Origin of the sequence: Pseudomonas sp. W5-01, from assembly GCF_046540435.1 — a bacterium.
In the GTDB taxonomy this organism is placed as follows: Bacteria; Pseudomonadota; Gammaproteobacteria; order Pseudomonadales; family Pseudomonadaceae; genus Aquipseudomonas; species Aquipseudomonas graminis_B.
In genome coordinates this window covers 161,977-182,536 of the sequence record NZ_JAXCIP010000002.1, presented here as the reverse complement: position 1 = coordinate 182,536, position 20,560 = coordinate 161,977, and the positions used below count along the sequence as shown (strand labels likewise).

22 protein-coding genes are annotated in these 20,560 nt (G+C 62.8%); 2 read left to right on the top strand and 20 right to left on the bottom strand.

The features are described 5' to 3' along the window. Positions 1-9: 9 nt before the first annotated feature. The 7 genes from SLW75_RS06220 to ccmA form a co-directional block, all read right to left on the bottom strand. Positions 10-546 carry a DsbE family thiol:disulfide interchange protein gene (locus SLW75_RS06220; protein WP_192130047.1) on the bottom strand — a complete coding sequence of 179 codons (537 nt, stop codon included), beginning with the start codon at positions 544-546 and terminating at the stop codon, positions 10-12. Continuing rightward, positions 543-2,516 (bottom strand): heme lyase CcmF/NrfE family subunit, encoded by a 1,974-nt coding sequence (locus tag SLW75_RS06215; RefSeq protein ID WP_410933914.1) that lies wholly within the window; start codon positions 2,514-2,516, stop codon positions 543-545. Before SLW75_RS06215 ends, SLW75_RS06220 begins: the two co-directional genes overlap by 4 nt. Positions 2,517-2,519: 3 nt before the next feature. Then, on the bottom strand, positions 2,520-2,993 hold the full coding sequence (gene ccmE / locus SLW75_RS06210) for a cytochrome c maturation protein CcmE (RefSeq protein WP_410933913.1): 474 nt from the start codon (positions 2,991-2,993) through the stop codon (positions 2,520-2,522). Further along, on the bottom strand, positions 2,990-3,166 hold the full coding sequence (ccmD, locus tag SLW75_RS06205; protein ID WP_065987324.1) for a heme exporter protein CcmD: 177 nt from the start codon (positions 3,164-3,166) through the stop codon (positions 2,990-2,992). The genes ccmE and ccmD overlap by 4 nt, the downstream gene beginning before the upstream one ends. Then, positions 3,163-3,942 carry a heme ABC transporter permease gene (locus tag SLW75_RS06200; protein WP_410934361.1) on the bottom strand — a complete coding sequence of 260 codons (780 nt, stop codon included), beginning with the start codon at positions 3,940-3,942 and terminating at the stop codon, positions 3,163-3,165. Before SLW75_RS06200 ends, ccmD begins: the two co-directional genes overlap by 4 nt. 165 nt (positions 3,943-4,107) lie before the next feature. Then, entirely contained in the window at positions 4,108-4,779 is a 672-nt protein-coding gene (gene ccmB / locus SLW75_RS06195) for a heme exporter protein CcmB (RefSeq protein ID WP_122536817.1), read from the bottom strand. Next, the gene (gene ccmA / locus SLW75_RS06190) at positions 4,776-5,411 is read right to left on the bottom strand and encodes a cytochrome c biogenesis heme-transporting ATPase CcmA (RefSeq protein ID WP_410933912.1); all 636 of its coding nucleotides are present in this window, start codon (positions 5,409-5,411) and stop codon (positions 4,776-4,778) included. Before ccmA ends, ccmB begins: the two co-directional genes overlap by 4 nt. Positions 5,412-5,572: 161 nt before the next feature. Between ccmA and SLW75_RS06185 the strand changes: the two genes are divergently transcribed. Both SLW75_RS06185 and SLW75_RS06180 read left to right on the top strand, forming a co-directional pair. After that, on the top strand, positions 5,573-7,201 hold the full coding sequence (locus tag SLW75_RS06185) for a flagellar hook-length control protein FliK (protein WP_296306536.1): 1,629 nt from the start codon (positions 5,573-5,575) through the stop codon (positions 7,199-7,201). Next, positions 7,201-7,521: an EscU/YscU/HrcU family type III secretion system export apparatus switch protein gene (locus SLW75_RS06180; protein ID WP_410933911.1), complete on the top strand. Its 321-nt coding sequence runs from the start codon at positions 7,201-7,203 to the stop codon at positions 7,519-7,521. Before SLW75_RS06185 ends, SLW75_RS06180 begins: the two co-directional genes overlap by 1 nt. 131 nt (positions 7,522-7,652) lie before the next feature. Here SLW75_RS06180 and SLW75_RS06175 read toward each other — a convergent pair whose 3' ends face one another. The 13 genes from SLW75_RS06175 to flhF form a co-directional block, all read right to left on the bottom strand. Next, positions 7,653-8,057: a DUF2802 domain-containing protein gene (locus SLW75_RS06175; protein WP_410933910.1), complete on the bottom strand. Its 405-nt coding sequence runs from the start codon at positions 8,055-8,057 to the stop codon at positions 7,653-7,655. Beyond that, positions 8,058-8,537 carry a chemotaxis protein CheW gene (locus SLW75_RS06170; protein ID WP_065987319.1) on the bottom strand — a complete coding sequence of 160 codons (480 nt, stop codon included), beginning with the start codon at positions 8,535-8,537 and terminating at the stop codon, positions 8,058-8,060. Between the two features lie 84 nt (positions 8,538-8,621). Next, positions 8,622-9,596 (bottom strand): chemotaxis protein CheW, encoded by a 975-nt coding sequence (locus tag SLW75_RS06165; RefSeq protein WP_410933909.1) that lies wholly within the window; start codon positions 9,594-9,596, stop codon positions 8,622-8,624. Between the two features lie 113 nt (positions 9,597-9,709). Continuing rightward, a complete protein-coding gene (locus tag SLW75_RS06160; protein ID WP_065987317.1) occupies positions 9,710-10,498 on the bottom strand; it encodes a ParA family protein in 789 nt (262 codons plus the stop codon). Between the two features lie 37 nt (positions 10,499-10,535). Continuing rightward, on the bottom strand, positions 10,536-11,417 hold the full coding sequence (motD, locus tag SLW75_RS06155) for a flagellar motor protein MotD (RefSeq protein WP_410933908.1): 882 nt from the start codon (positions 11,415-11,417) through the stop codon (positions 10,536-10,538). Between the two features lie 7 nt (positions 11,418-11,424). Next, positions 11,425-12,165 (bottom strand): flagellar motor protein, encoded by a 741-nt coding sequence (locus tag SLW75_RS06150; protein WP_065987315.1) that lies wholly within the window; start codon positions 12,163-12,165, stop codon positions 11,425-11,427. Continuing rightward, on the bottom strand, positions 12,165-13,337 hold the full coding sequence (locus tag SLW75_RS06145) for a protein-glutamate methylesterase/protein-glutamine glutaminase (RefSeq protein ID WP_410933907.1): 1,173 nt from the start codon (positions 13,335-13,337) through the stop codon (positions 12,165-12,167). The genes SLW75_RS06150 and SLW75_RS06145 overlap by 1 nt, the downstream gene beginning before the upstream one ends. A gap of 274 nt (positions 13,338-13,611) precedes the next feature. Beyond that, a complete protein-coding gene (locus SLW75_RS06140; protein ID WP_065987313.1) occupies positions 13,612-15,954 on the bottom strand; it encodes a chemotaxis protein CheA in 2,343 nt (780 codons plus the stop codon). A 144-nt stretch (positions 15,955-16,098) separates the two neighbouring features. Further along, complete coding sequence (locus SLW75_RS06135; protein WP_065987312.1) at positions 16,099-16,887, bottom strand: protein phosphatase CheZ; 789 nt, start codon at positions 16,885-16,887, stop codon at positions 16,099-16,101. A gap of 19 nt (positions 16,888-16,906) precedes the next feature. Continuing rightward, positions 16,907-17,281 (bottom strand): chemotaxis response regulator CheY, encoded by a 375-nt coding sequence (locus tag SLW75_RS06130; RefSeq protein ID WP_172612850.1) that lies wholly within the window; start codon positions 17,279-17,281, stop codon positions 16,907-16,909. Positions 17,282-17,525: 244 nt separating this feature from the next. Further along, positions 17,526-18,269, bottom strand: coding sequence for an RNA polymerase sigma factor FliA (gene fliA, locus SLW75_RS06125; protein ID WP_065987311.1), 744 nt, complete (start codon positions 18,267-18,269; stop codon positions 17,526-17,528). Then, positions 18,266-19,099, bottom strand: coding sequence for a flagellar synthesis regulator FleN (gene fleN / locus SLW75_RS06120; RefSeq protein WP_037011520.1), 834 nt, complete (start codon positions 19,097-19,099; stop codon positions 18,266-18,268). Before fleN ends, fliA begins: the two co-directional genes overlap by 4 nt. A 117-nt stretch (positions 19,100-19,216) precedes the next feature. Continuing rightward, complete coding sequence (gene flhF, locus SLW75_RS06115) at positions 19,217-20,560, bottom strand: flagellar biosynthesis protein FlhF (RefSeq protein WP_065987310.1); 1,344 nt, start codon at positions 20,558-20,560, stop codon at positions 19,217-19,219.

Below are 20,560 nucleotides of genomic sequence, written 5' to 3'. Positions count from 1 at the left end.
CGCGCCTGATCATGGCTTGCCCTCATCCACCAGCGCCTGATACTGGCCCGCCAGCTTCTCGCGCCAGACCGTCTCGTCGATCACGCCGACATGCTTGTAGCGAATGACACCCTTGGCATCGATCAAAAAGGTCTCCGGCGCGCCATACACACCGAGATTCAACCCCAGGCTGCCGGCCTCATCGTTGATGTTCAGCTGATACGGGTCGTGAAACGCCTTGAGCCACTTCTGCGCCTCGGCATTAACGTCCTTGTAGTTGACGCCATAGATCACCACGCCCTGCTGCGCCAGCTTGGTCAGCACAGGGTGCTCGACGCGGCAGGCCACGCACCAGGTGCCCCAGACGTTAACCAGTGCCGGTTTGCCAAGCAGGTCGGCGCGGGTCAGCGGCTTGCCGTCCTGCACCGCGGGCAAGCTGAACTCAGGGAAGGGTTTGCCGATCAGCGCCGACGGCAGTTCCGACGGATCCAGATACAAGCCTCGGTACAGCAACCCCGCCATGCCGAGAAACAACACCAGCGGCGCCAGCAACATCCAGCGCTTCATACCGCCGCTCCCGTCATGCCCAGCGCGTCGCGCACTTTCGCGCGGACTTTGACGCGATATCGTTTATCCAGCGCCGCCAGCACCCCGCCCAGCGCGGTGATCAACCCGCCAAACCAGATCCAGCGCACGAACGGCTTGACGTGGACACGCACCGCCCACGCGCCGTTTTCCAGCGGTTCGCCCAGCGCCACGTACAGATCGCGGGTAAAACCGGCGTCGATGCCGGCCTCGGTCATCATCGAGCGCTGCACGGTGTACAGGCGTTTTTCCGGGTGCAGCACAGTGATTTCCTTGCCGTCCTCCAGCACGCGAAGGGTGCCGCGATCGGAGGTGAAATTCGGGCCCTGATAATGCTGAGCGCCCTCGAACACAAACGTGTAGCCGCCTAGGTCCACCGATTCTCCGGGGGCCATGCGCAGGTCACGTTCCGCGCTGTTCTGGCTGGACAGCACCACGCCCAGCGCCAGCACCGCGATGCCGAGGTGCGCCACTTGCATGCCCCAGTAACTGCGGGTCAGCGAACGCATGCCTTTGAGCAGGCCTTTGTGCCGCGTCTTGTCGAACAGGTCGCGCACGCCGGCCAGCAGCACCCAGGCCGCGAGCAAACAGGTGGCAAGCACCGCCCAGTGGAAGTCGGCCATGGCAAACCCGGCGATCACCGCCAGCACCGCGCTGCCCACCAACACCGGCGCGAGCATGCCCATCAGCCACTTGACCGGCGTGTCCTTCCAGCGCACCAGCACGCCCACCGCCATGACCGCCATGAGCAACCCCATCAGCGGCACGAACAACGCGTTGAAATACGGCGGGCCGACCGACATCTTCGCCCCGCTCAGGGCATCCAGCACCAGCGGGTACAGGGTGCCGAGCAGAATCATCGACGCGGCCACCACCAGCACCAGGTTATTGCCCAGCAGCAAGGTTTCCCGCGACCACAGGCCAAAACCGACGTGGCTCTTCACCACTGGCGCGCGGAGGGCGAACAGGGTCAGTGAGCCGCCGACCACCATCAGCAGAAAGATCAGGATGAACACGCCACGGGCCGGGTCGGAGGCGAAGGCATGGACCGACGTCAGCACGCCGGAGCGCACCAGGAAGGTGCCCAGCAGGCTCAACGAAAACGCCGCAATGGCCAGGAGCACGGTCCAGCTTTTGAACACGCCGCGCTTTTCGGTGACCGCCAGGGAGTGAATCAGCGCCGTGCCCACCAGCCATGGCATGAACGAGGCGTTTTCCACCGGGTCCCAGAACCACCAGCCGCCCCAGCCGAGTTCGTAATAGGCCCACCACGAACCGAGGGTGATGCCAACGCCGAGAAAGGCCCAGGCGACGATGGTCCACGGCCGCGACCAACGCGCCCACGCTGCATCAAGACGACCGCCAAGCAACGCGGCGATGGCGAAGGCAAACGCCACGGAAAAACCGACGTAACCCATGTACAGCATCGGCGGGTGAACGATCAGGCCAATGTCCTGTAGCAACGGGTTGAGGTCGCGCCCGTCCTGGGGTACCTGCGGCAGGATGCGGCTGAACGGGTTGGAGGTGAGGATCAGAAACAGCAGAAAGCCGACGCTGATCATGCCCATCACGGCCAGGACACGGGCGAGCATGACCTGGGGCAATTGCCGGGAAAAGATCGACACGGCGAAGGTCCAGCCACCGAGGATCAGCGCCCAGAGCAGCAACGAGCCTTCGTGCGCCCCCCACACGGCGCTGAACTTGTAGTACCAGGGCAGCGCGCTGTTGGAGTTTTCGGCGACGTAGGCCACGGAAAAGTCATCAACCATGAACGCGTGGGTCAGGCAGCCAAAGGCAAACACCAGAAAGGCAAACTGCCCCCATGCGGCGGGCTGGGCGAGGCTCATCCACAGGCGGTCGCCGCGCCAGGCGCCCATCAGCGGCACGATGGCCTGCACGATGGCGAAGCACAGGGCCAAAATCATGGCCAAGTGGCCGAGTTCGGGAATCATCGTTTACCCCTGTTTGTCCGGGAGAGTGGCGGGCGTGGCGGCGGGTGCGGGCTGGCCGCTGTCTTTCAGCGCTTTCGCGACTTCCGGCGGCATGTATTTCTCGTCGTGTTTGGCCAGCACTTCATCGGCAACGACCACGCCGTCGGCATTGAGCTTGCCGAGGGCGACGATCCCCTGCCCTTCACGGAACAGGTCCGGCAGGATGCCGCGATAGGTGATGGGCACCGACTTGTTGAAATCGGTGACGGCAAACGTCACGTCCAGGGAATCCGGCGAGCGCTGCAGCGAGCCCTGGACCACCATGCCGCCGGCGCGAATCCGCGTGTCACGGGGCGCTTCGCCGCTGGCGATCTGAGTCGGGGTGTAGAACAGGTTGATGTTTTCCTTCAGCGCGCTGAGTGCAAGGCTGACCGCGATGCCGACCCCGGCGAGGATCGCCAGGATGATCAACAGGCGCTTTTTTCGCAGCGGATTCACGTAATGCTCTCCCGGCGCAGACGGCGCGCCTCTTGTTGCAGGTAACGCCGACGCGCGAAAACCGGTGCCAGGACATTGATCGCCAGCACGGTGAAACAGATGCCATAGGCCGACCAGACATACAGCCCGTGCTTGCCCATGGCGAGAAAATCACTGAAAGACTCGAAGCTCATCGTTCGGCTCCGTGGCGAGGGGACGCGGTGTGGCCAAGGTGCTTCGCTACGGCCTCTTTGACCCAACCGGCGCGGGCCTCGCGCTTGAGCACGTCCAGGCGCATGCGCATCAGCAGCAACGCCCCGAAGAAGCAGTAAAACCCCAGCACGGTGAACAGCAGGGGCAGCCACATTTCAGCGGGCATGGCGGGCTTTTCCGTCAGGCTGAAGGTCGCGCCCTGGTGCAGGGTGCTCCACCACTCCACCGAGTACTTGATGATCGGGATGTTGATCACGCCGACAATCGCCAGCACGGCGCAGGCTTTGGCGGCGCTGTCGCGGTTGGTGATCGCGTTGCCCAGCGCGATCAGGCCGAAATAGAGAAACAGCAGAATCAGCATCGACGTCAGCCGCGCGTCCCAGACCCACCACGAACCCCACGTCGGCTTGCCCCAGATCGCGCCGGTCACCAGCGCCAGGGCAGTCATCCACGCACCGATGGGCGCCGCGCATTGCAGGGCGACGTCGGCCATTTTCATCTTCCAGACCAGCCCGACCACGCCGCACACCGCCATCATCACGTAGCAGGACTGGGCCAGCATCGCTGCCGGCACGTGGATATAGATGATGCGAAAACTGTTGCCTTGCTGATAGTCCGGGGGCGCGAATGCCAGGCCCCAGACCACGCCAATGCCGATCAACAGCGCCGCAGCGATGCTCAGCCACGGCAGCAGACGGCCGCTGATGCCGTAAAACCATTTGGGCGAACCGAGTTTGTGGAACCAGGCCCAACTCATGCCGCCTTTAGCCTTGGCGCTTGTGTTCATCACGCTGCCTTTTCATCACGGTGCTCTTTATAACGGTGCGTCTCAGCACGAGTTGCTGTCAGGGCAAGGCGCTTCTTATGGCTGAAGCGTCCGTGACCTGCCGACGGAAAAACTGTCCGCTCGGTCAGGGTGCGATTATTCGCCAACGCTGATCTTCAAACCAGCGGCAATTGCAAAGGGCGTCAGGGTTACCGCCAGTGCGGTGAGGCTGCCAAGCCAAAGCAGATAACCGGTCGCGGGCATGCCCTCAAGGGCAGCCTGCAAGGCGCCGCTGCCGAGAATCAGCACCGGGATGTACAGCGGCAGAATCAACAGCGCCAACAGCAGACCGCCGCGCTTGAGCCCTACGGTCAAGGCCGCGCCCACCGCGCCAAGCAGGCTCAACACCGGCGTGCCCAGCAACAGCGACAGCAGCAACACCGGCAAACACGCGGTGGGCAGGCCCAGCATCAGCGCCAGCAGCGGAGACAGCAACACCAGCGCCAGCCCTGAAAATGCCCAGTGCGCCAGCACCTTCGCCAGCACCAGCAGCGCCAGCGGTTGCGACGACAGCACCCATTGTTCGAGGGAGCCGTCTTCGAAATCACTGCGGAACAGGCCGTCCAGTGACAGCAGCACGGACAACAGCGCGGCCACCCACACCAACCCCGGCGACAGCCGCTGCAGCAGTTGCGTGTCAGGGCCGACGGCCAGGGGAAACAGGGCGATGACGATGGCGAAGAACACCAGCGGGTTGAGCAGTTCGGCCGGGCGCCGAAACAGCAGGCGCGCTTCGCGGGCGATCAACAGGGTGAACACGTGACTCATGCCGCCCACTGCCCCAGGTCCAGCTCGCGATAACCCGAGGGGGTGCGACTCAGCGTGTGGTGAGTGGTCAGGACCACGGCGCCGCCCTTTTCACAGTGAGCGGCCAGGTGCGCTTCCAGTTGGGCGACACCCTGCTTGTCCAGCGCCGTGAAGGGCTCGTCAAGCATCCACAGGCCGGGGCCCGGCAAGTATAGGCGGGCCAGTGCCACCCGACGGCGCTGGCCGGCCGACAAGGTGTGGCACGGCACGTCTTCAAACCCGCGCAGTCCGACCGCTTCGAGGGCGCGCCAGATCTCGGCGGCCGCCACGGGGGTGTGCAGCGCGCAGAGCCAGGCGAGGTTCTCCAGGGGTGTGAGCACGTCTTTGATGCCGGCGGCGTGGCCGATCCACAGCAGGTGGCGGGTCAGTTCGCTACGCTGGCTGGCAAGGGGCTTGCCGTCGAGGAGCACATAGCCAGCGGTGGGCTGCATCAGTCCGCACAACAGGCGCAGCAGGCTGGTCTTGCCGCTGCCGTTGGGGCCGCTGATCTGCACCATGTCGCCTGCGCTCAGCCGCAATTCGAGATGCTCGAACAGCAGGCGCCAGTCACGCTCGCAAGTCAGCGCCACGGCTTCAAGAACGGGGATCGGCATCGGGACCTTCTTTTCGGTAGCAGCGGCACGGCGGTTCAAGTCGGGATCATGACGGCCGTTATACTGGTGCAGCTTAACGGTGGACCGCCGACGCAGTCGGTACCGGATTATACATACCCGGGCCCGCCACCCAGAGCGCAAATTCACCGAGTCGGGATCTGATGACAGGCGATATACCCAATCTTTCTCCAGTAAACGTGGCCACGGCCTTGCTGCGCGCAGGTGTGCCGGCGGGCGAAGTGCTCAAGCTGATGGAGCCGCGCGAAGGGCTGTTGTCCTCAGGTCAGGTGGCCAGCGCTGAAGTGGTGAGCCTCAAGCAACTGGGGCAGGACTTTCAGCTCTTGCTCAAACTGACCATGGACAACGGCCGGCAAACCACCCTGCCCGTCAGCAGTTCGCTGCCGCTGACGCCGGGCACCAGCGTCAACGTCGCCCAGGGCTCGGCCGACACCCTGACCATCAGCGTGCAGGACCTGCAGAAAGCCGCCACCAACAGCCTGACCAGCATCGACACGCGGCAACTGCCCGCTGGCACGCTGTTGCAAGGCAAAGTGCTGACCACTCAGGTGGCGGCACAGAATGTCGCGCAGTTGGCGGGGCAATCCCCCGGGCAATCGTCGGGCGGGGCGCAGCCGGCGAATTACCGCTCCATCGTCATCCTGCTCAACACGGCCCTGGCCGGCACCAGCCTGACCGTCGACAGCCCGCAGCCGTTGCGGGTCGGCAGTCTGCTCAGCGCCCAGGTGCAGAACAGTCAGGCGCTGAATTTCGTCGCCCTGCCCAATCGTCTGGATGAACTGGCCCTGGCGCAGCAGTTGTCGACACAACAAAGCCGCCAGGGCTCGCTGCAGGGCCTGATCACCGCCCTGCAGAACCTGCCGCCACCGGCCGATGGCGACAACCTTTCGCCGTCACTGCGGGCCAGCATCGAGCAACTGTTGGCCGATCTGCCGGACGTCCCACAGATGACCACTGCCAAGGGCGTGGCCCAGGCGCTGAATGCCAGCGGCCTGTTCATGGAACCGCGTTTGCTGGCCGGGCAGAACCCGACGCTGGTGCCGGACATGAAAGCCAACCTGCTGCGCCTGATCACGCAAATTCTGCCGGGCCTGCCGGACAGCGTCAGTTACAGCGCTGCCGCCGCCGGCAACACCCTGGCGCGGGCGATGCCTAGCGTGTTGCGCAGCGCCTTCGGCACCTTGGGGCTGGTGGCGCCGCCGAGCGAAACGATCAACTTCCCATTACCACCGCGCACCCTCGGCCATCCGGAAAACAAAGACGATCTGGAGATGCTGTTGAAACTGGCGGCGGGGGCGATATCGCGGCTGCAGAGCCATCAGTTGGGTGGCCTGGAGCAAACCCGGACCCATGCCGACGGCACCCAGGTGACCACCTGGCAGCTGGAGATCCCGATGCGCAACGCCCACGACATCGTGCCGTTGCAGGTCAAGGTTCAGCGCGAGGAGACGCCCGAGCGCGATGAGCATGCCGATACGCCGGCGCAGGAAGCCAGGGAGCGAGAAAAACTCTGGCGGCTGGAGTTGGCGTTTGATCTGGAGCCTCTCGGCCCGTTGCACGTGCAGGCGCAACTGATTGCCGGCAGCATCGCCAGCCAGTTATGGGCTGAACGCGAAGGCAGCGCCGAGTTGATTTCCAGCGAGCTGGGCAATCTGCGTGCGCGCCTGGTGGCATGCGGTCTGAACGTCAAGGAACTGGAATGCAATCGCGGCGTACCGCCCCAGGGGCCACGCGCCGTGCTCGAACAACGCTGGATCGACGAGAACGCCTGATGAGCAGACCCGAGCAGACACCGCGTCAGGCCATTGCCCTCAGCTACGACGGCCACCAGGCCCCGACGCTGACGGCCAAGGGCGACGACACCCTGGCGGAAGCCATTCTGGCGATTGCCAGGGAGTACAAGGTGCCGATCTACGAAAACGCCGAACTGGTGAAAATGCTCGCCCGCCTGGAACTGGGCGACAGCATTCCTCAGGAGCTGTACCTGACCATCGCGGAAATCATCGCGTTTGCCTGGCACTTGAAAGGCAAGTTTCCGGTGGGCTTTGACCAGAATGCAGGGCCGGTGGAGCGGGATATCACCCCTCGGTGAAATATGCACGGCGCCTTAACAGACGCCTTCCCGGCTAAAGCCGGTCCCACTAAAAACCGCGTACCCGGTAGGACCGGCTTTAGCCGGGAAGACATCAGTCGCATCATCCGGAACTCGCGATTTCCCGCCATTCAGGCGCTCCGATTGCCGCCATGCATCTTGGTCATCAGCTGCGCTTCGGCCTGGGTCAGGCCGCAGGATTGGGTGAGCTCGTCGATGCTGGCACCCATCCCGACCAGGCGGGCGGCCTGGGCGAAGGACAGCGTGGAAGGATCGCGCTGCTCGAGGGCAGTGATCTTGTCCGGCAGCAGCGCGATGATGGAACGCAACTCGTGCAGTTCCTCACCCATTTTCACCGTGCCACCCTGGTAATTTTCCAGGCGCCGGGCCAGCTCACGGATGCGCTGATCACGCAGCGAATCCGCTTCCAGCTGCTGCACGGCCAGCGTGCGCAAGCGTTTGGTGTGGGCCATGAACATCGCGACGCTCGCGACCCACAACACCGCCAGAAAAATGACCGCTACATCAAGAATCAATCAGATGTTCTCCAGCTCGGACCACTCTTCCTCGGACATCATCTTGTCCAGTTCCACGAGGATCAGCAGTTCGCCGTTCTTGTTGCACACGCCCTGGATGAATTTGGCGGATTCGTCGTTGCCCACGTTCGGCGCGGTTTCGACTTCCGACTGACGCAGGTAAACCACTTCAGCCACGCTATCGACCAGGATCCCGACCACTTGCTTGTCGGCCTCGATGATCACGATACGCGTGTTGTCGCTGACTTCAACCGGCGGCAGACCAAAGCGCTGACGGGTGTCGATGACAGTGACGACGTTGCCGCGCAGGTTGATGATCCCCAGCACGTAGCTTGGCGCGCCCGGGACCGGTGCGATCTCGGTGTAGCGCAGCACTTCCTGAACCTGCATCACGTTGATGCCATACGACTCGTTGTCCAGGCGGAAGGTGACCCATTGCAGAATCGGATCTTCGGAACCCTGTGCTGACGACTTCTTCATACCCCTAACCCCTTGCGTGTTGTGCCGTGCGGTCGACGATTCGTACGCCGGCCTGTGTTTATGTGATGTGCGTGATGACTGATGCTATTTGCGCGTGTGCATGTGCTTGACCGCGCCACTGGCGATCAGCTCGGCCAGCTCGGAAACGTCCAGCAGCGCACACATGTGCTCGATCACCGTCCCGGCAAGCCAGGGCCGCTGACCACGGTGGGTGCGCCATTTGATTTCATTGGGGTCCAGGCGCAACGAGCGGCTGACCTGGTGCACGGCCAGCCCCCATTCATAGCCCTGAACCGAGATCACGTATTGCAGGCCCTGACGAAAATCGTCGCGGTACCGGTCCGGCATGATCCAGCGCGCGGTGTCCAGTACCTTCAGGTTGCCCGCCTGGCTGGGCAGGATCCCGAGGAACCAGTCCGGCTGGCCGAACAGCGGCGTCAGATCATGGCCCGCCAGTGGGTAAATCGAACCCAGACACACCAGCGGCACCGCGAGGGTCAGACCGGCGACGTCGAACAGCAGGCATTCGAACGGCTCGGCAGCCCAGGCCGGGCGCTCGTCGCCGGTGGGCGGAGGCGTCGGTGTGCGCTGGGCAGACAGATGCACGTCAACCACCGGCTCGACCAGGGCCACTGGCGGTTCTTCCACCACCCGGGCCTCAAGGGCCGGGCTCTCAACCGCAGGCTCGACCTCCGGCATGATGACGGGCGGCAGAATCACCGGTGGCATCACCACTGGCCGTTCCATCACCCGCGCGGCGACCGGTTCAGGCTGAGCCGTATAGGCCAGCGACACCGGCGCAGGCCGGCTCATCGGAGCAGGCCGGCTCATCGGAGCAGGCTGGGACGCCGGCAGCGCAGGGGGCAACGCGGCAGCCACAGCCGCCGCTACCGCGGAACGCATGCGTGCATCATGGGCCTGCTCTTCGAGCACGGCCGCTTGAAATTCATCGACGGACTCGACGACCTGCAACTCCTCGGTCGCGTCAAACAGCAACGCGTCAAGGTAGTTCTGCAGCGCCAGTTGTGGTCGTGTAGCGATGTCCAGGGGGCGGTTCATACGGGAGCCCGAAAAGTAGTGATGCGATTGCCGCCTGAAACAGATATCGGCTGCATAGCCGATGGACTTGAGCGTGCAGACGCGCCGCTCGACAAATAATGATCAGCGGACACTCAGGCCACCTGCCCGACAAGCTGTTCGGTGAGCATGTGTTTGAGCAACGCGCGGTAGGCCAGCACGCCACGGCTCTTGTTGTCGAACTGCGAAGGCGTCACGCCGGCGCGGCTGGCATCGCGCAACCGCGTGTCCACCGGAATGAACGCATTCCAGACGTGGTCCGGATAACTGTCACGCAGCAGCTTGAGGGTGCTCATCGACGCCTGGGTGCGGCGGTCGAACAGCGTCGGGACGATGGTGTACGGCAGCGGCACCTTGCGCGAACGATTAATCATCGCCAGCGTATTGACCATGCGCTCCAGGCCCTTCACCGCCAGGAATTCAGTCTGCACCGGGATCGCCAGTTGCTGGCTCGCCGCCAGGGCGTTGACCATCAACACGCCGAGCAACGGCGGGCTGTCGATGATCGCGTAATCGAAGTCCTGCCACAGCTGCGCCAGACTCTTGGCAATCACCAGCCCCAGGCCGCTCTGCCCCGGCGACTGGCGCTCAAGGGTGGCCAGCGCGGTGCTCGACGGCAGCAGGGAAATACGTTTGTCGCTGGTCGGCAGCAGCAACTGGCCAGGCAAGCCTTCAGGCACCACGCCCTTGTTGAGGAACAGGTCGAAGCTGCTGTGTTCCAGCGTATCGGGGTCTTGCCCGAAATAGCTGGTCATCGAGCCATGGGGGTCGAGATCCACCACGACCACGCGCTTGCCCGCCTCTGCCAGCAAGCCGGCTAAAGCGATGGAGGTGGTGGTCTTGCCGACCCCGCCTTTCTGATTGGCTACTGCCCAGACTCTCATGTACTCGTTTTCCCCCCGACCAAAGCGACGACCGGGTTTAAGGGGCAGCTGACGAAGATTTGACGCCTTGCGGCGGCTTGGCCGGGACCGGTGCAGTTTGTGTGCCAGCACGGCGCAGCGCAGCATCCGGTTTTGCATTGGCCGTGGTGCCCGAGCCCGTGAGGCTGCGGCGCACGTCCAGGTTGCGCGAGATCACCAGCACCACGCGGCGGTTCCGCGCGCGGCCGTCAGCGGTGGCGTTGGAGGTCAGCGGCTGAAATTCGCCGTAACCGACCGAGGCCAGCCGCGCCGGGTTGATCCCGTCCATGGCCAGCATGCGCACGATGCTCGATGAACGCGCCGACGACAGCTCCCAGTTGGTCGGGAACTGCCCGGTGTTGATCGGCTGGTTATCGGTGAATCCTTCGACGTGTACAGGGTTGTCGAACGGCTTGATGATTTTCGCGACCTTGTCGATCAGGTCGAACGCCTGATTGCTCGGCATCGCGTCGCCGCTGCCGAACAGCAGGCTGGAATTGAGCTCGATCTCGATCCACAGCTCGTTGCCACGCACGGTCATCTGCTTGGAAGCGATCAGGTCACCGAACGCTGCGTTGACGTCATCGGCAATCGATTTCAGCGGGTCGTCCGCAGCCTGACCCAGGGCGGCGTCGGTCTGGTCGCTGTCCTGAACCAGCGGGTCGGCGGGTCGTACGGTCTGCGGTTTCTGCTCGCCGATGGGGATCGGCCTGACACTGCGCTCAGGCTCATTGAAGACCCCGACCAGCGCCTCGGACAGCACCTTGTATTTGCCTTCGTTCAGCGACGAGATGGAATACATGACCACGAAAAAAGCGAACAGCAAGGTGATGAAGTCCGCGTAGGACACCAGCCAGCGTTCGTGATTTTCGTGCTCTTCGTGGAGACGTCGGCGGGCCATCAGTCCATCACTCCATGAAGCCTTGCAGCTTCAGTTCGATCGAGCGCGGGTTCTCGCCTTCGGCAATCGAGAGCAGGCCTTCGAGGAGCATTTCGCGGTAGCGCGACTGGCGGATCGCCACGGCCTTGAGCTTGTTCGCCACCGGCAGAAGAAACAGGTTGGCGGACGCTACGCCATAAATGGTGGCAATAAACGCGACAGCGATACCGCTGCCCAGTTGATTGGGGTCGGCCAGGTTGCCCATCACATGGATCAGGCCCATGACGGCGCCGATGATGCCTATCGTGGGCGCATAGCCGCCCATGCTTTCGTAGACCTTCGCGGCCTGAATGTCGCGGCTTTCCTGGGTGATGAAGTCCACTTCCAGAATGCCGCGAATGGCCGCCGGTTCAGCGCCGTCGACCAGCAGTTGCAGGCCTTTGCGTGAATAGGCATCGGGCTCCGAGTCCGCCACGGCTTCGAGGCCCAGCAGGCCCTCTTTGCGCGCGGTGAGGCTCCAGGACACGACGCGATCAATGCCGCCGGCCAGGTCGATGCGTGGCGGAAACAGAATCCAGATGAAGATCTGCATCGCCCGCTTGAACGCGCTCATGGGCGTCTGCACCAGGCAGGCCGCCAGCGTACCGCCAAGCACGATCAGCGCGGCCGGGCCGTTGAGCAAGGCGCCCAGATGCCCGCCTTCCAGGAAGTTGCCGCCAATGATCGCGACGAACGCCAGGATGATCCCTATGAGCGTCAAGACATCCATCAGCTGCAGGCCTCCACCAGGTGGCGCCCGATGTCGTCGAGGCTGTAAACGGCGTCGGCCAGTTCGGCTTTGACGATCGCCATGGGCATGCCGTAGATCACGCAGCTGGCTTCGTCCTGCGCCCAGATCTGGCTGCCGCTCTGCTTGAGCAGACGCGCGCCTTCACGGCCGTCAGCGCCCATCCCGGTGAGGACGACGGCGAGGACTTTGTCACTGTAGGATTTCGCCGCCGAGCCGAAGGTGATGTCGACGCACGGCTTGTAGTTCAGGCGCTCGTCGCCCGGCAGGATTTTCACCGCGCCGCGACCGTCGACCATCATCTGTTTGCCACCCGGGGCCAGCAGTGCCAGACCGGGACGCAGGATGTCGCCGTCCTCGGCTTCCTTGACGCTGATGCGGCAGAGCTTGTCGAGGCGCTCGGCGAAGGCTTTGGTGAACGCGGCCGGCATGTGCTGGATCAGCACGATGGGCGCCGGGAAATTGGCCGGCAGTTGGGTCAGCACCCGCTGCAAGGCCACCGGGCCACCGGTGGACGTGCCGATCGCCACCAGTTTGTAGGCTTTGCGCTTGGGCGCAGCCGACGTCGGCGCGTGGTGATGGGACGCCGGGGCATGATGCTGCGGCGCTGGCGCGGCTGTACGTGCAGGCGCAGGGGCTGGCGCCGAACGTGACGGGCTCGGTGCGGCAGACGTGCTGCGCGGTGCCGGCGTTGAGGCGGAAGGTGCCGCTGCCGGCGCTGCGGCAGGCGTGCTGGTGTAACCACCGAAACGACGGTTGCTGCGGGAAATGCTGTGTACTTTCTCGCACAGCATCTGTTTGACCTTCTCGGGGTTGCGCGAGATGTCTTCGAAGTTTTTCGGCAGGAAATCCACGGCGCCAGCGTCCAGCGCATCGAGGGTGACTCGGGCGCCTTCGTGGGTCAGGGAGGAGAACATCAACACCGGGGTCGGGCAGCGCTGCATGATGTGACGGACCGCGGTAATGCCATCCATCATCGGCATTTCGTAGTCCATGGTGATCACGTCGGGCTTGAGGGCCAGGGCTTGTTCAATGGCTTCCTTGCCATTGGTGGCGGTACCGACCACCTGAATCGTGGGATCTGAAGAGAGAATTTCCGAAACACGACGTCGGAAAAAACCCGAGTCGTCCACGACGAGAACCTTGACTGCCATAAACACTCCAAAGAGCGCGCGCCACCCCTGAGGGTCGGCGCGCCCTGAATCACGTAGCTTGGGTCACATTGGCGATACGGGACAGGCCAGTGAGACCGGTTTTCGCGCTTAAAACAGGACCCGCGGGACCAGTAGGACCTATACCTGTAGGACCGGCTTTAGCCGGGAACCCGTCGGAAGTCACACCGAGAAATCCACGGTGTATATACCGGCCCTTTCCCGGCTGAAGCGGTCCTACAGAACATCGAAAGCCGCCTGCCTAAGCCGATCCTGCCTAACCAATCCGTCGTGCCGCGTAGCGCTTGAGCATGCTCGGGACATCGAGAATCAGTGCAATGCGACCGTCACCGGTGATGGTAGCGCCCGACATGCCCGGCGTGCCTTGCAGCATCTTGCCCAGCGGCTTGATGACCACTTCTTCCTGGCCGACCAACTGATCCACCACGAAGCCGATGCGTTGCGTGCCGACCGACAGGATCACCACGTGACCTTCGCGCTGCTCCTCGTGAGCCGCCGAACTGACCAGCCAGCGCTTGAGGTAGAACAATGGCAACGCCTTGTCGCGCACGATCACCACTTCCTGACCGTCGACGACGTTGGTGGTCGACAGGTCCAGGTGGAAGATCTCGTTGACGTTGACCAGCGGGAACGCGAAGGCCTGATTGCCCAGCATGACCATCAGCGTCGGCATGATCGCCAGGGTCAGCGGTACCTTGATGACGATCTTCGAGCCCAGGCCCTTGGTCGAATGGATGTTGATCGAGCCGTTGAGCTGGGAGATCTTGGTTTTCACCACGTCCATGCCCACGCCACGCCCGGACACATCGGAAATCTCGGTCTTGGTCGAGAAGCCCGGTGCGAAGATCAGGTTGTAGCAGTCGGTGTCGCTGAGGCGATCCGCTGCGTCCTTGTCCATCACGCCACGCTTGACCGCGATCGCACGCAGGACCGCAGGGTCCATGCCTTTGCCGTCATCGGAAATCGACAGCAGGATGTGATCGCCTTCCTGTTCGGCCGAGAGAATCACACGACCGTTCCGGGCCTTGCCCGACGCCTCGCGCTCTTCAGGCGACTCGATACCGTGGTCGACCGCGTTGCGCACCAAGTGGACCAGCGGGTCGGCCAGGGCTTCGACGAGGTTTTTGTCCAGGTCGGTTTCTTCACCCACCAGTTCAAGGCTGATTTCTTTCTTCAGCTGACGGGCCAGATCGCGAACCAGTCGCGGGAAGCGACCGAACACTTTCTTGATCGGCTGCATGCGGGTCTTCATGACCGCGGTCTGCAGGTCAGCAGTCACCACGTCCAGATTGGACACGGCCTTGGACATGGCTTCATCGGCGCTGTTGGCGCCCAGGCGCACCAGGCGGTTACGCACCAGCACCAGTTCACCGACCATGTTCATGATTTCGTCCAGCCGCGCGGTGTCGACGCGCACGGTGGTTTCGGCTTCAGCCGGCGGTTTTTCGCTGGCCGCCGGAGCAGCAGCACGCGCCGGAGCAGGCGCAGAGGCAGGCGTCGCTTTGGCCGGTGCCGCCGCAGCAGGCGTCGGTTTGGCGGGTTCGGCTTTGGCCACGGGCTCAGGCTTGTTGACCGGTGCAGCAGGTGCAGCCGGTGCCGCGGCGGCCACCGCAGGTTCGAACTTGCCTTTGCCGTGCAACTGGTCCAGCAGGTCTTCGAATTCGTTGTCGGTGATTTCGTCCGAGGCCGCCGCTTTCGACGGGGCCGCAGGTGCAACCGGCGCGGCAGGCGCAGCGGCAGCAGGAGCAGCATGAGCCGCGGCGTCAGGAGCAGCAGTACCAACGGCATCCGGCGAGAACGAGCCTTTGCCATGCAACTGATCCAGCAGCGACTCAAATTCGTCGTCAGTGATTTCGTCACTGGCCGGTGCGGCAGACGGCGTCACGGCCGCCGGCGGTTGCACGGCATCGACGGCGAACTGGCCTTTGCCATGCAACTGATCGAGGAGTGATTCGAATTCAGCGTCGGTGATTTCATCGCTGGCCGCAGCGCCCGCCGGTGCAGCGGGAGCCGCTGCCGCCGGTGCTGCCGCGACAGGTGCGGCTGCCGCAGGGGCAGAGGCAACCGGTGCAGGACCGCCCGCCGCTTGGGCCTTGACGGCGTTCAGCGAATCCAGAAGCTGTTCGAATTCAAGGTCAGTGATGTCTTCGGACGGCGCTTCAGCCACCGGCTCTTCGACCACCGGGGCTGCAGCCACTTCCTCTTGCGAAGCAGGCTCGGCCAGGCGAGCCAGCGCGGCCAGCAATTCAGGTGTGGCGGGGGTAACGCTGGAGCGCTCGCGCACTTGACCGAACATGCTGTTGACGGTGTCGAGTGCTTCAAGGACCACGTCCATGAGCTCCGAGTCGACGCGGCGTTCACCCTTGCGCAGGATGTCGAACACGTTCTCGGCGATGTGACAGCATTCAACCAGCTCGTTGAGCTGGAGGAAGCCGGCGCCCCCTTTTACAGTGTGAAAACCGCGAAAAATTGCATTGAGCAGGTCCGCATCGTCCGGCCGGCTTTCCAGCTCGACCAACTGCTCTGACAACAGCTCGAGAATCTCGCCGGCCTCTACCAGAAAATCCTGAAGGATTTCTTCATCGGCGCCGAAGCTCATTGGGGGGTGCTCCTAAAATTAACCGTCAAACCGATCCGGAGGCTGCACTGACGGCCTGCGCGCATTGCTTTCGTCGAAGCATTGGCGCGCGGGTCCAGCAGCCACTTTCACAGAAAACCTGAAGACCGAGACAGAATGACCGAATCAGAATCCGAGGCTGGATAGCAGATCGTCAACATCATCCTGTCCGGATACAACGTCTTCACGTTTATCGGCATGAATCTGCGGACCTTCACCCTTGGAGTGAAGTTTTTCTTGTTCTTTTTGCTGACGGAACATTTCCTGGTCGTGCTCGATGCCCGCGAAGCGGTCCACCTGGCTCGCCATGAGCACCAGCTTGAGCAGATTGCGCTCGACTTCGGTGACCAGCGTGGTCACGCGCTTGATCACCTGACCGGTGAGGTCCTGGTAATCCTGAGCCAGCAGAATGTCGTTCAGATGCGCGGAGACTTCGGTGGTCTCTTTCTCGCTGCGGGTCAGGAACACATCGACGCGGCGGGCCAGATCACGGAACTCTTCGGCGCTGATTTCGCGGCGCATGAAGCGTCCCCAATCGGCGCTCAACGCCTTGGCGTCATCACTGAGCCCGTGCATCAACGGCGTGCTCTGCTCCACCAGGTCCATGGTCCGGTTGGCCGCGTTTTCGGTCAGCCTGACCACGTACGACAGCCGCTCGGTGGCGTCGGTGATCTGGGAGACCTCCTCGGCCTGCGGCATGTTCGGGTCGATCTGGAAGTTGACGATCGCGCTGTGCAGCTCGCGCGTCAGTTTGCCGACTTCCTGATACAGGCCGCGGTCGCGGGTCTGGTTAAGCTCATGGATCAGTTGCACGGCGTCGCCGAACTTGCCTTTTTCAAGGCTCGCGACCAGCTCTTGTGCGTGTTTCTTCAGGGTTGACTCAAAGTCACCCATTGTCGAATCTTTGGAATCCATAGCGCCCTCGCAGCGGACATCAGCTATTGACGCGCTCAAATATTTTTTCGATTTTTTCTTTGAGCACTTGCGCGGTGAACGGCTTCACCACGTAGCCGTTCACACCGGCCTGAGCGGCTTCGATGATCTGCTCGCGCTTGGCTTCGGCAGTCACCATCAGCACCGGCAGACTGCGCAGACGCTCGTCGGCACGCACCTGACGCAACAGGTCGATGCCGGACATGCCCGGCATGTTCCAGTCAGTGACGAGGAAGTCAAAGGCGCCGCTTTGCAGCATGGGCAATGCGGTGAGTCCGTCATCTGCTTCGGCCGTGTTGGTGAACCCAAGGTCACGCAACAGGTTTTTTATGATCCGCCGCATCGTTGAGAAGTCATCAACGATGAGGATTTTCATGTTCTTGTCCAATTCGACCTCCAAGCAGTCTTTAACGCGTTCAGCACCTGAACGCGCGTCCAATCAATACCGGCTGTGCCGAACATGAAAAAGGGATTTCAATCGACCGGAACGAGCGCAGCGAAACCGGATCATTTACGACCCGGTTCGACCGACTCCTGCCGTGTCTCTTTTGCTTCCCGCTCACGTCTTGCACAGCCGGTCTTACAAGCAAAACACGCAGGCCTCATGGCCTGCGCCTGATTCACGAACGTGCGCGCCACTCGCCAAGACGACCGCGCAACCGCGCCGCGCATTGACTGTGCAGCTGACTGACACGCGATTCGCTGACCCCCAGGACCTCACCGATTTCCTTGAGGTTCAGCTCTTCGTCGTAGTACAGCGACAAGACCAGGCGTTCACGTTCGGGCAAGTTGGCGATCGCCTCGGCCAGCGCGGCCTGGAAGCGCTCGTCTTCCAGATCCCGCGACGGTTCGAGGGACTGGCTCGCGCCGTCCTCGTGCAGCCCTTCGTGTTCGCCGTCCTGCAACAGGTCGTCGAAACTGAACAGGCGGCTGCCCAGGGTATCGTTCAAAATCCCGTAGTAATCGTCGAGACTCAATTCAAGTTCGGCAGCAACCTCGTGATCTTTAGCGTCACGGCCGGTTTTTGCTTCGATTGCACGAATCGCGTCGCTGACCATGCGCGTGTTGCGGTGGACCGAGCGCGGTGCCCAGTCCCCCTTGCGCACTTCGTCGAGCATCGCGCCACGGATACGAATACCCGCGTACGTCTCGAAACTGGCCCCTTTGGTGGAGTCGTATTTGGTCGAGACTTCGAGCAAGCCAATCATGCCCGCCTGAATCAAATCCTCGACCTGCACACTGGCCGGCAGACGCGCCAGCAAGTGGTAGGCGATTCGTTTGACCAGCGGTGCATAACGCTCGATCAGCTCATACTGGGAGTCTTTGGACGATTTGCTGTACATGCGATAGCCACTTGCTGTCATGAGACGGGCCCTGCGCTGGTGTGATGCACGAGGCGTTCTACGAAAAATTCCAGGTGACCGCGCGGGTTCGCCGGCAGCGGCCAGGTGTCGACTTTCTGCGCGATGGCCTTGAACGCCAGGGCACATTTGGAACGCGGAAACGCTTCGTACACGGCGCGCTGTTTCTGCACGGCCTTGCGTACGCATTCGTCGTACGGCACGGCGCCTACATACTGCAGGGCCACGTCGAGAAAACGGTCGGTGACTTTCGTCAGCTTGGCGAAGAGGTTGCGCCCTTCCTGCGGGCTCTGGGCCATGTTGGCCAGGACGCGGAAGCGGTTCATGCCGTAATCGCGGTTGAGCAGTTTGATCAGGGCGTAGGCGTCGGTGATCGACGTGGGCTCGTCGCACACCACCAGCAGCACTTCCTGGGCGGCGCGGACAAAGCTCACGACCGACTCGCCGATGCCGGCGGCCGTATCAATGACCAGCACATCGAGGTTGTCGCCGATGTCACTGAAAGCCTGGATCAGCCCGGCATGCTGCGCCGGGGTCAGGTGGACCATGCTCTGGGTGCCCGATGCCGCCGGCACGATGCGTACGCCGCCCGGGCCCTGCAGCAGGACATCGCGCAGCTCGCACCGCCCTTCGATGACATCAGCCAGGGTGCGCTTGGGGGTCAGACCCAACAATACGTCGACGTTGGCCAGACCCAGATCGGCGTCCAGCAGCATGACGCGACGTCCCAGCTCGGCCAGCGCCAGTGAAAGATTCACTGAAACGTTGGTCTTGCCTACGCCACCTTTGCCACCGGTCACCGCGATAACCTGTACGGGATGCATGCTGCCCATGTTAATTGTTTACCTTGTCTTGCTTAGACCTAAGCCACATGTCGGGCTGCACGTTCAGTGCCTGAACAATGCCTGGCAGACCATCGATGCAGGAAAATTCCACTGTCATTTCTCTACCTAGCCCGCACGCTTGCCGGTGCTGTGATAAAGATCCGCAAACATATCCGCCATCGCTTCCTCGCTAGGCTCCTCCTGCATCTGCACACTCACAGCCCGGCTCACCAATTGGTGCCGACGCGGCAAATGCAGATCATCCGGTATCCGTGGGCCATCCGTGAGATAGGCCACAGGCAGTTCGTGTGTCACGGCCAGGCTGAGCACTTCGCCGAGGCTGGCCGTTTCGTCGAGCTTGGTCAGGATGCACCCGGCCAGGCCGCAACGTTTGTAACTGTGATAAGCCGCTGACAACACCTGCTTCTGGCTGGTTGTTGCCAGCACCAGGTAGTTGCGCGCCTTGATGCCACGGCCGGCGAGGGTTTCCAGTTGCAGACGCAGTGCCGGATCGCTGGCTTGCAGGCCGGCGGTGTCGATCAACACCACACGCTTGCGCAACAGCGGCTCCAGCGCCTGTGCCAGGGACTGGCCCGGGTCGACGTGGGTGACCGGTACATTGAGGATCCGGCCCAGGGTTTTAAGCTGTTCCTGAGCGCCAATGCGGAAACTGTCCATGCTCACCAGCGCGATATTTTGCGCGCCGTATTTCAACACATATCGGGCCGCCAGTTTAGCCAGCGTGGTGGTTTTACCCATGCCGGCAGGGCCGACCATGGCAATCACACCGCCCTCTTCCAGCGGCTCGATGTCCGGCGTGGCAATCATGCGGGCCAGATGGGCCAGCAGCATGCGCCAGGTGTGAGCCTGATCACCGGATTCCGGGACCATCGCCAAGAGATCGCGGGACAGCGGGCCGGAGAGGCCAACGCGTTGCAGACGGCGCCACAGGTTGGCCTGCTGCGGACGGCTGCCTTGCAGCTGGTTCCAGGCCAGCGAGCCCAGCTGGACTTCCAGCAGTTCGCGCAGGCCGTTCAATTCGGAGCGCATCGCTTCGTAGGCACGGTCGCCGACGGCAGGCTCGGCGTTGCGTTCGGCACGCTCGGCGGCAACAGCGGCGTGGACCGACGGGCGAAACGGTTCTTCCAGGGTCGGTTCGATCTGCTTGCTGTCATCCATCGCCAGACCGACGAACAACTGGCGATTGGCGACAGTGTCCAGTTCGCTGCGGTGGGTCAGCTCCGCCTGAGCGGTGACGATGCGCGACTGAGTCTTGCGCAGCTCTTCTTCGAGTTCGATGTTCGGCACACGGGGGGCCAGCGCAGACAACTTGTAGTCCAGGGCCGCGGTCAGTTCCACGCCGCCGGCGATCCGCCGATTCCCGATGATGGCGGCTTCAGCGCCCAGCTCATCGCGAACCAGTTTCATGGCTTGTCGCATATCGGCGGCGAAAAAACGCTTAACTTGCAT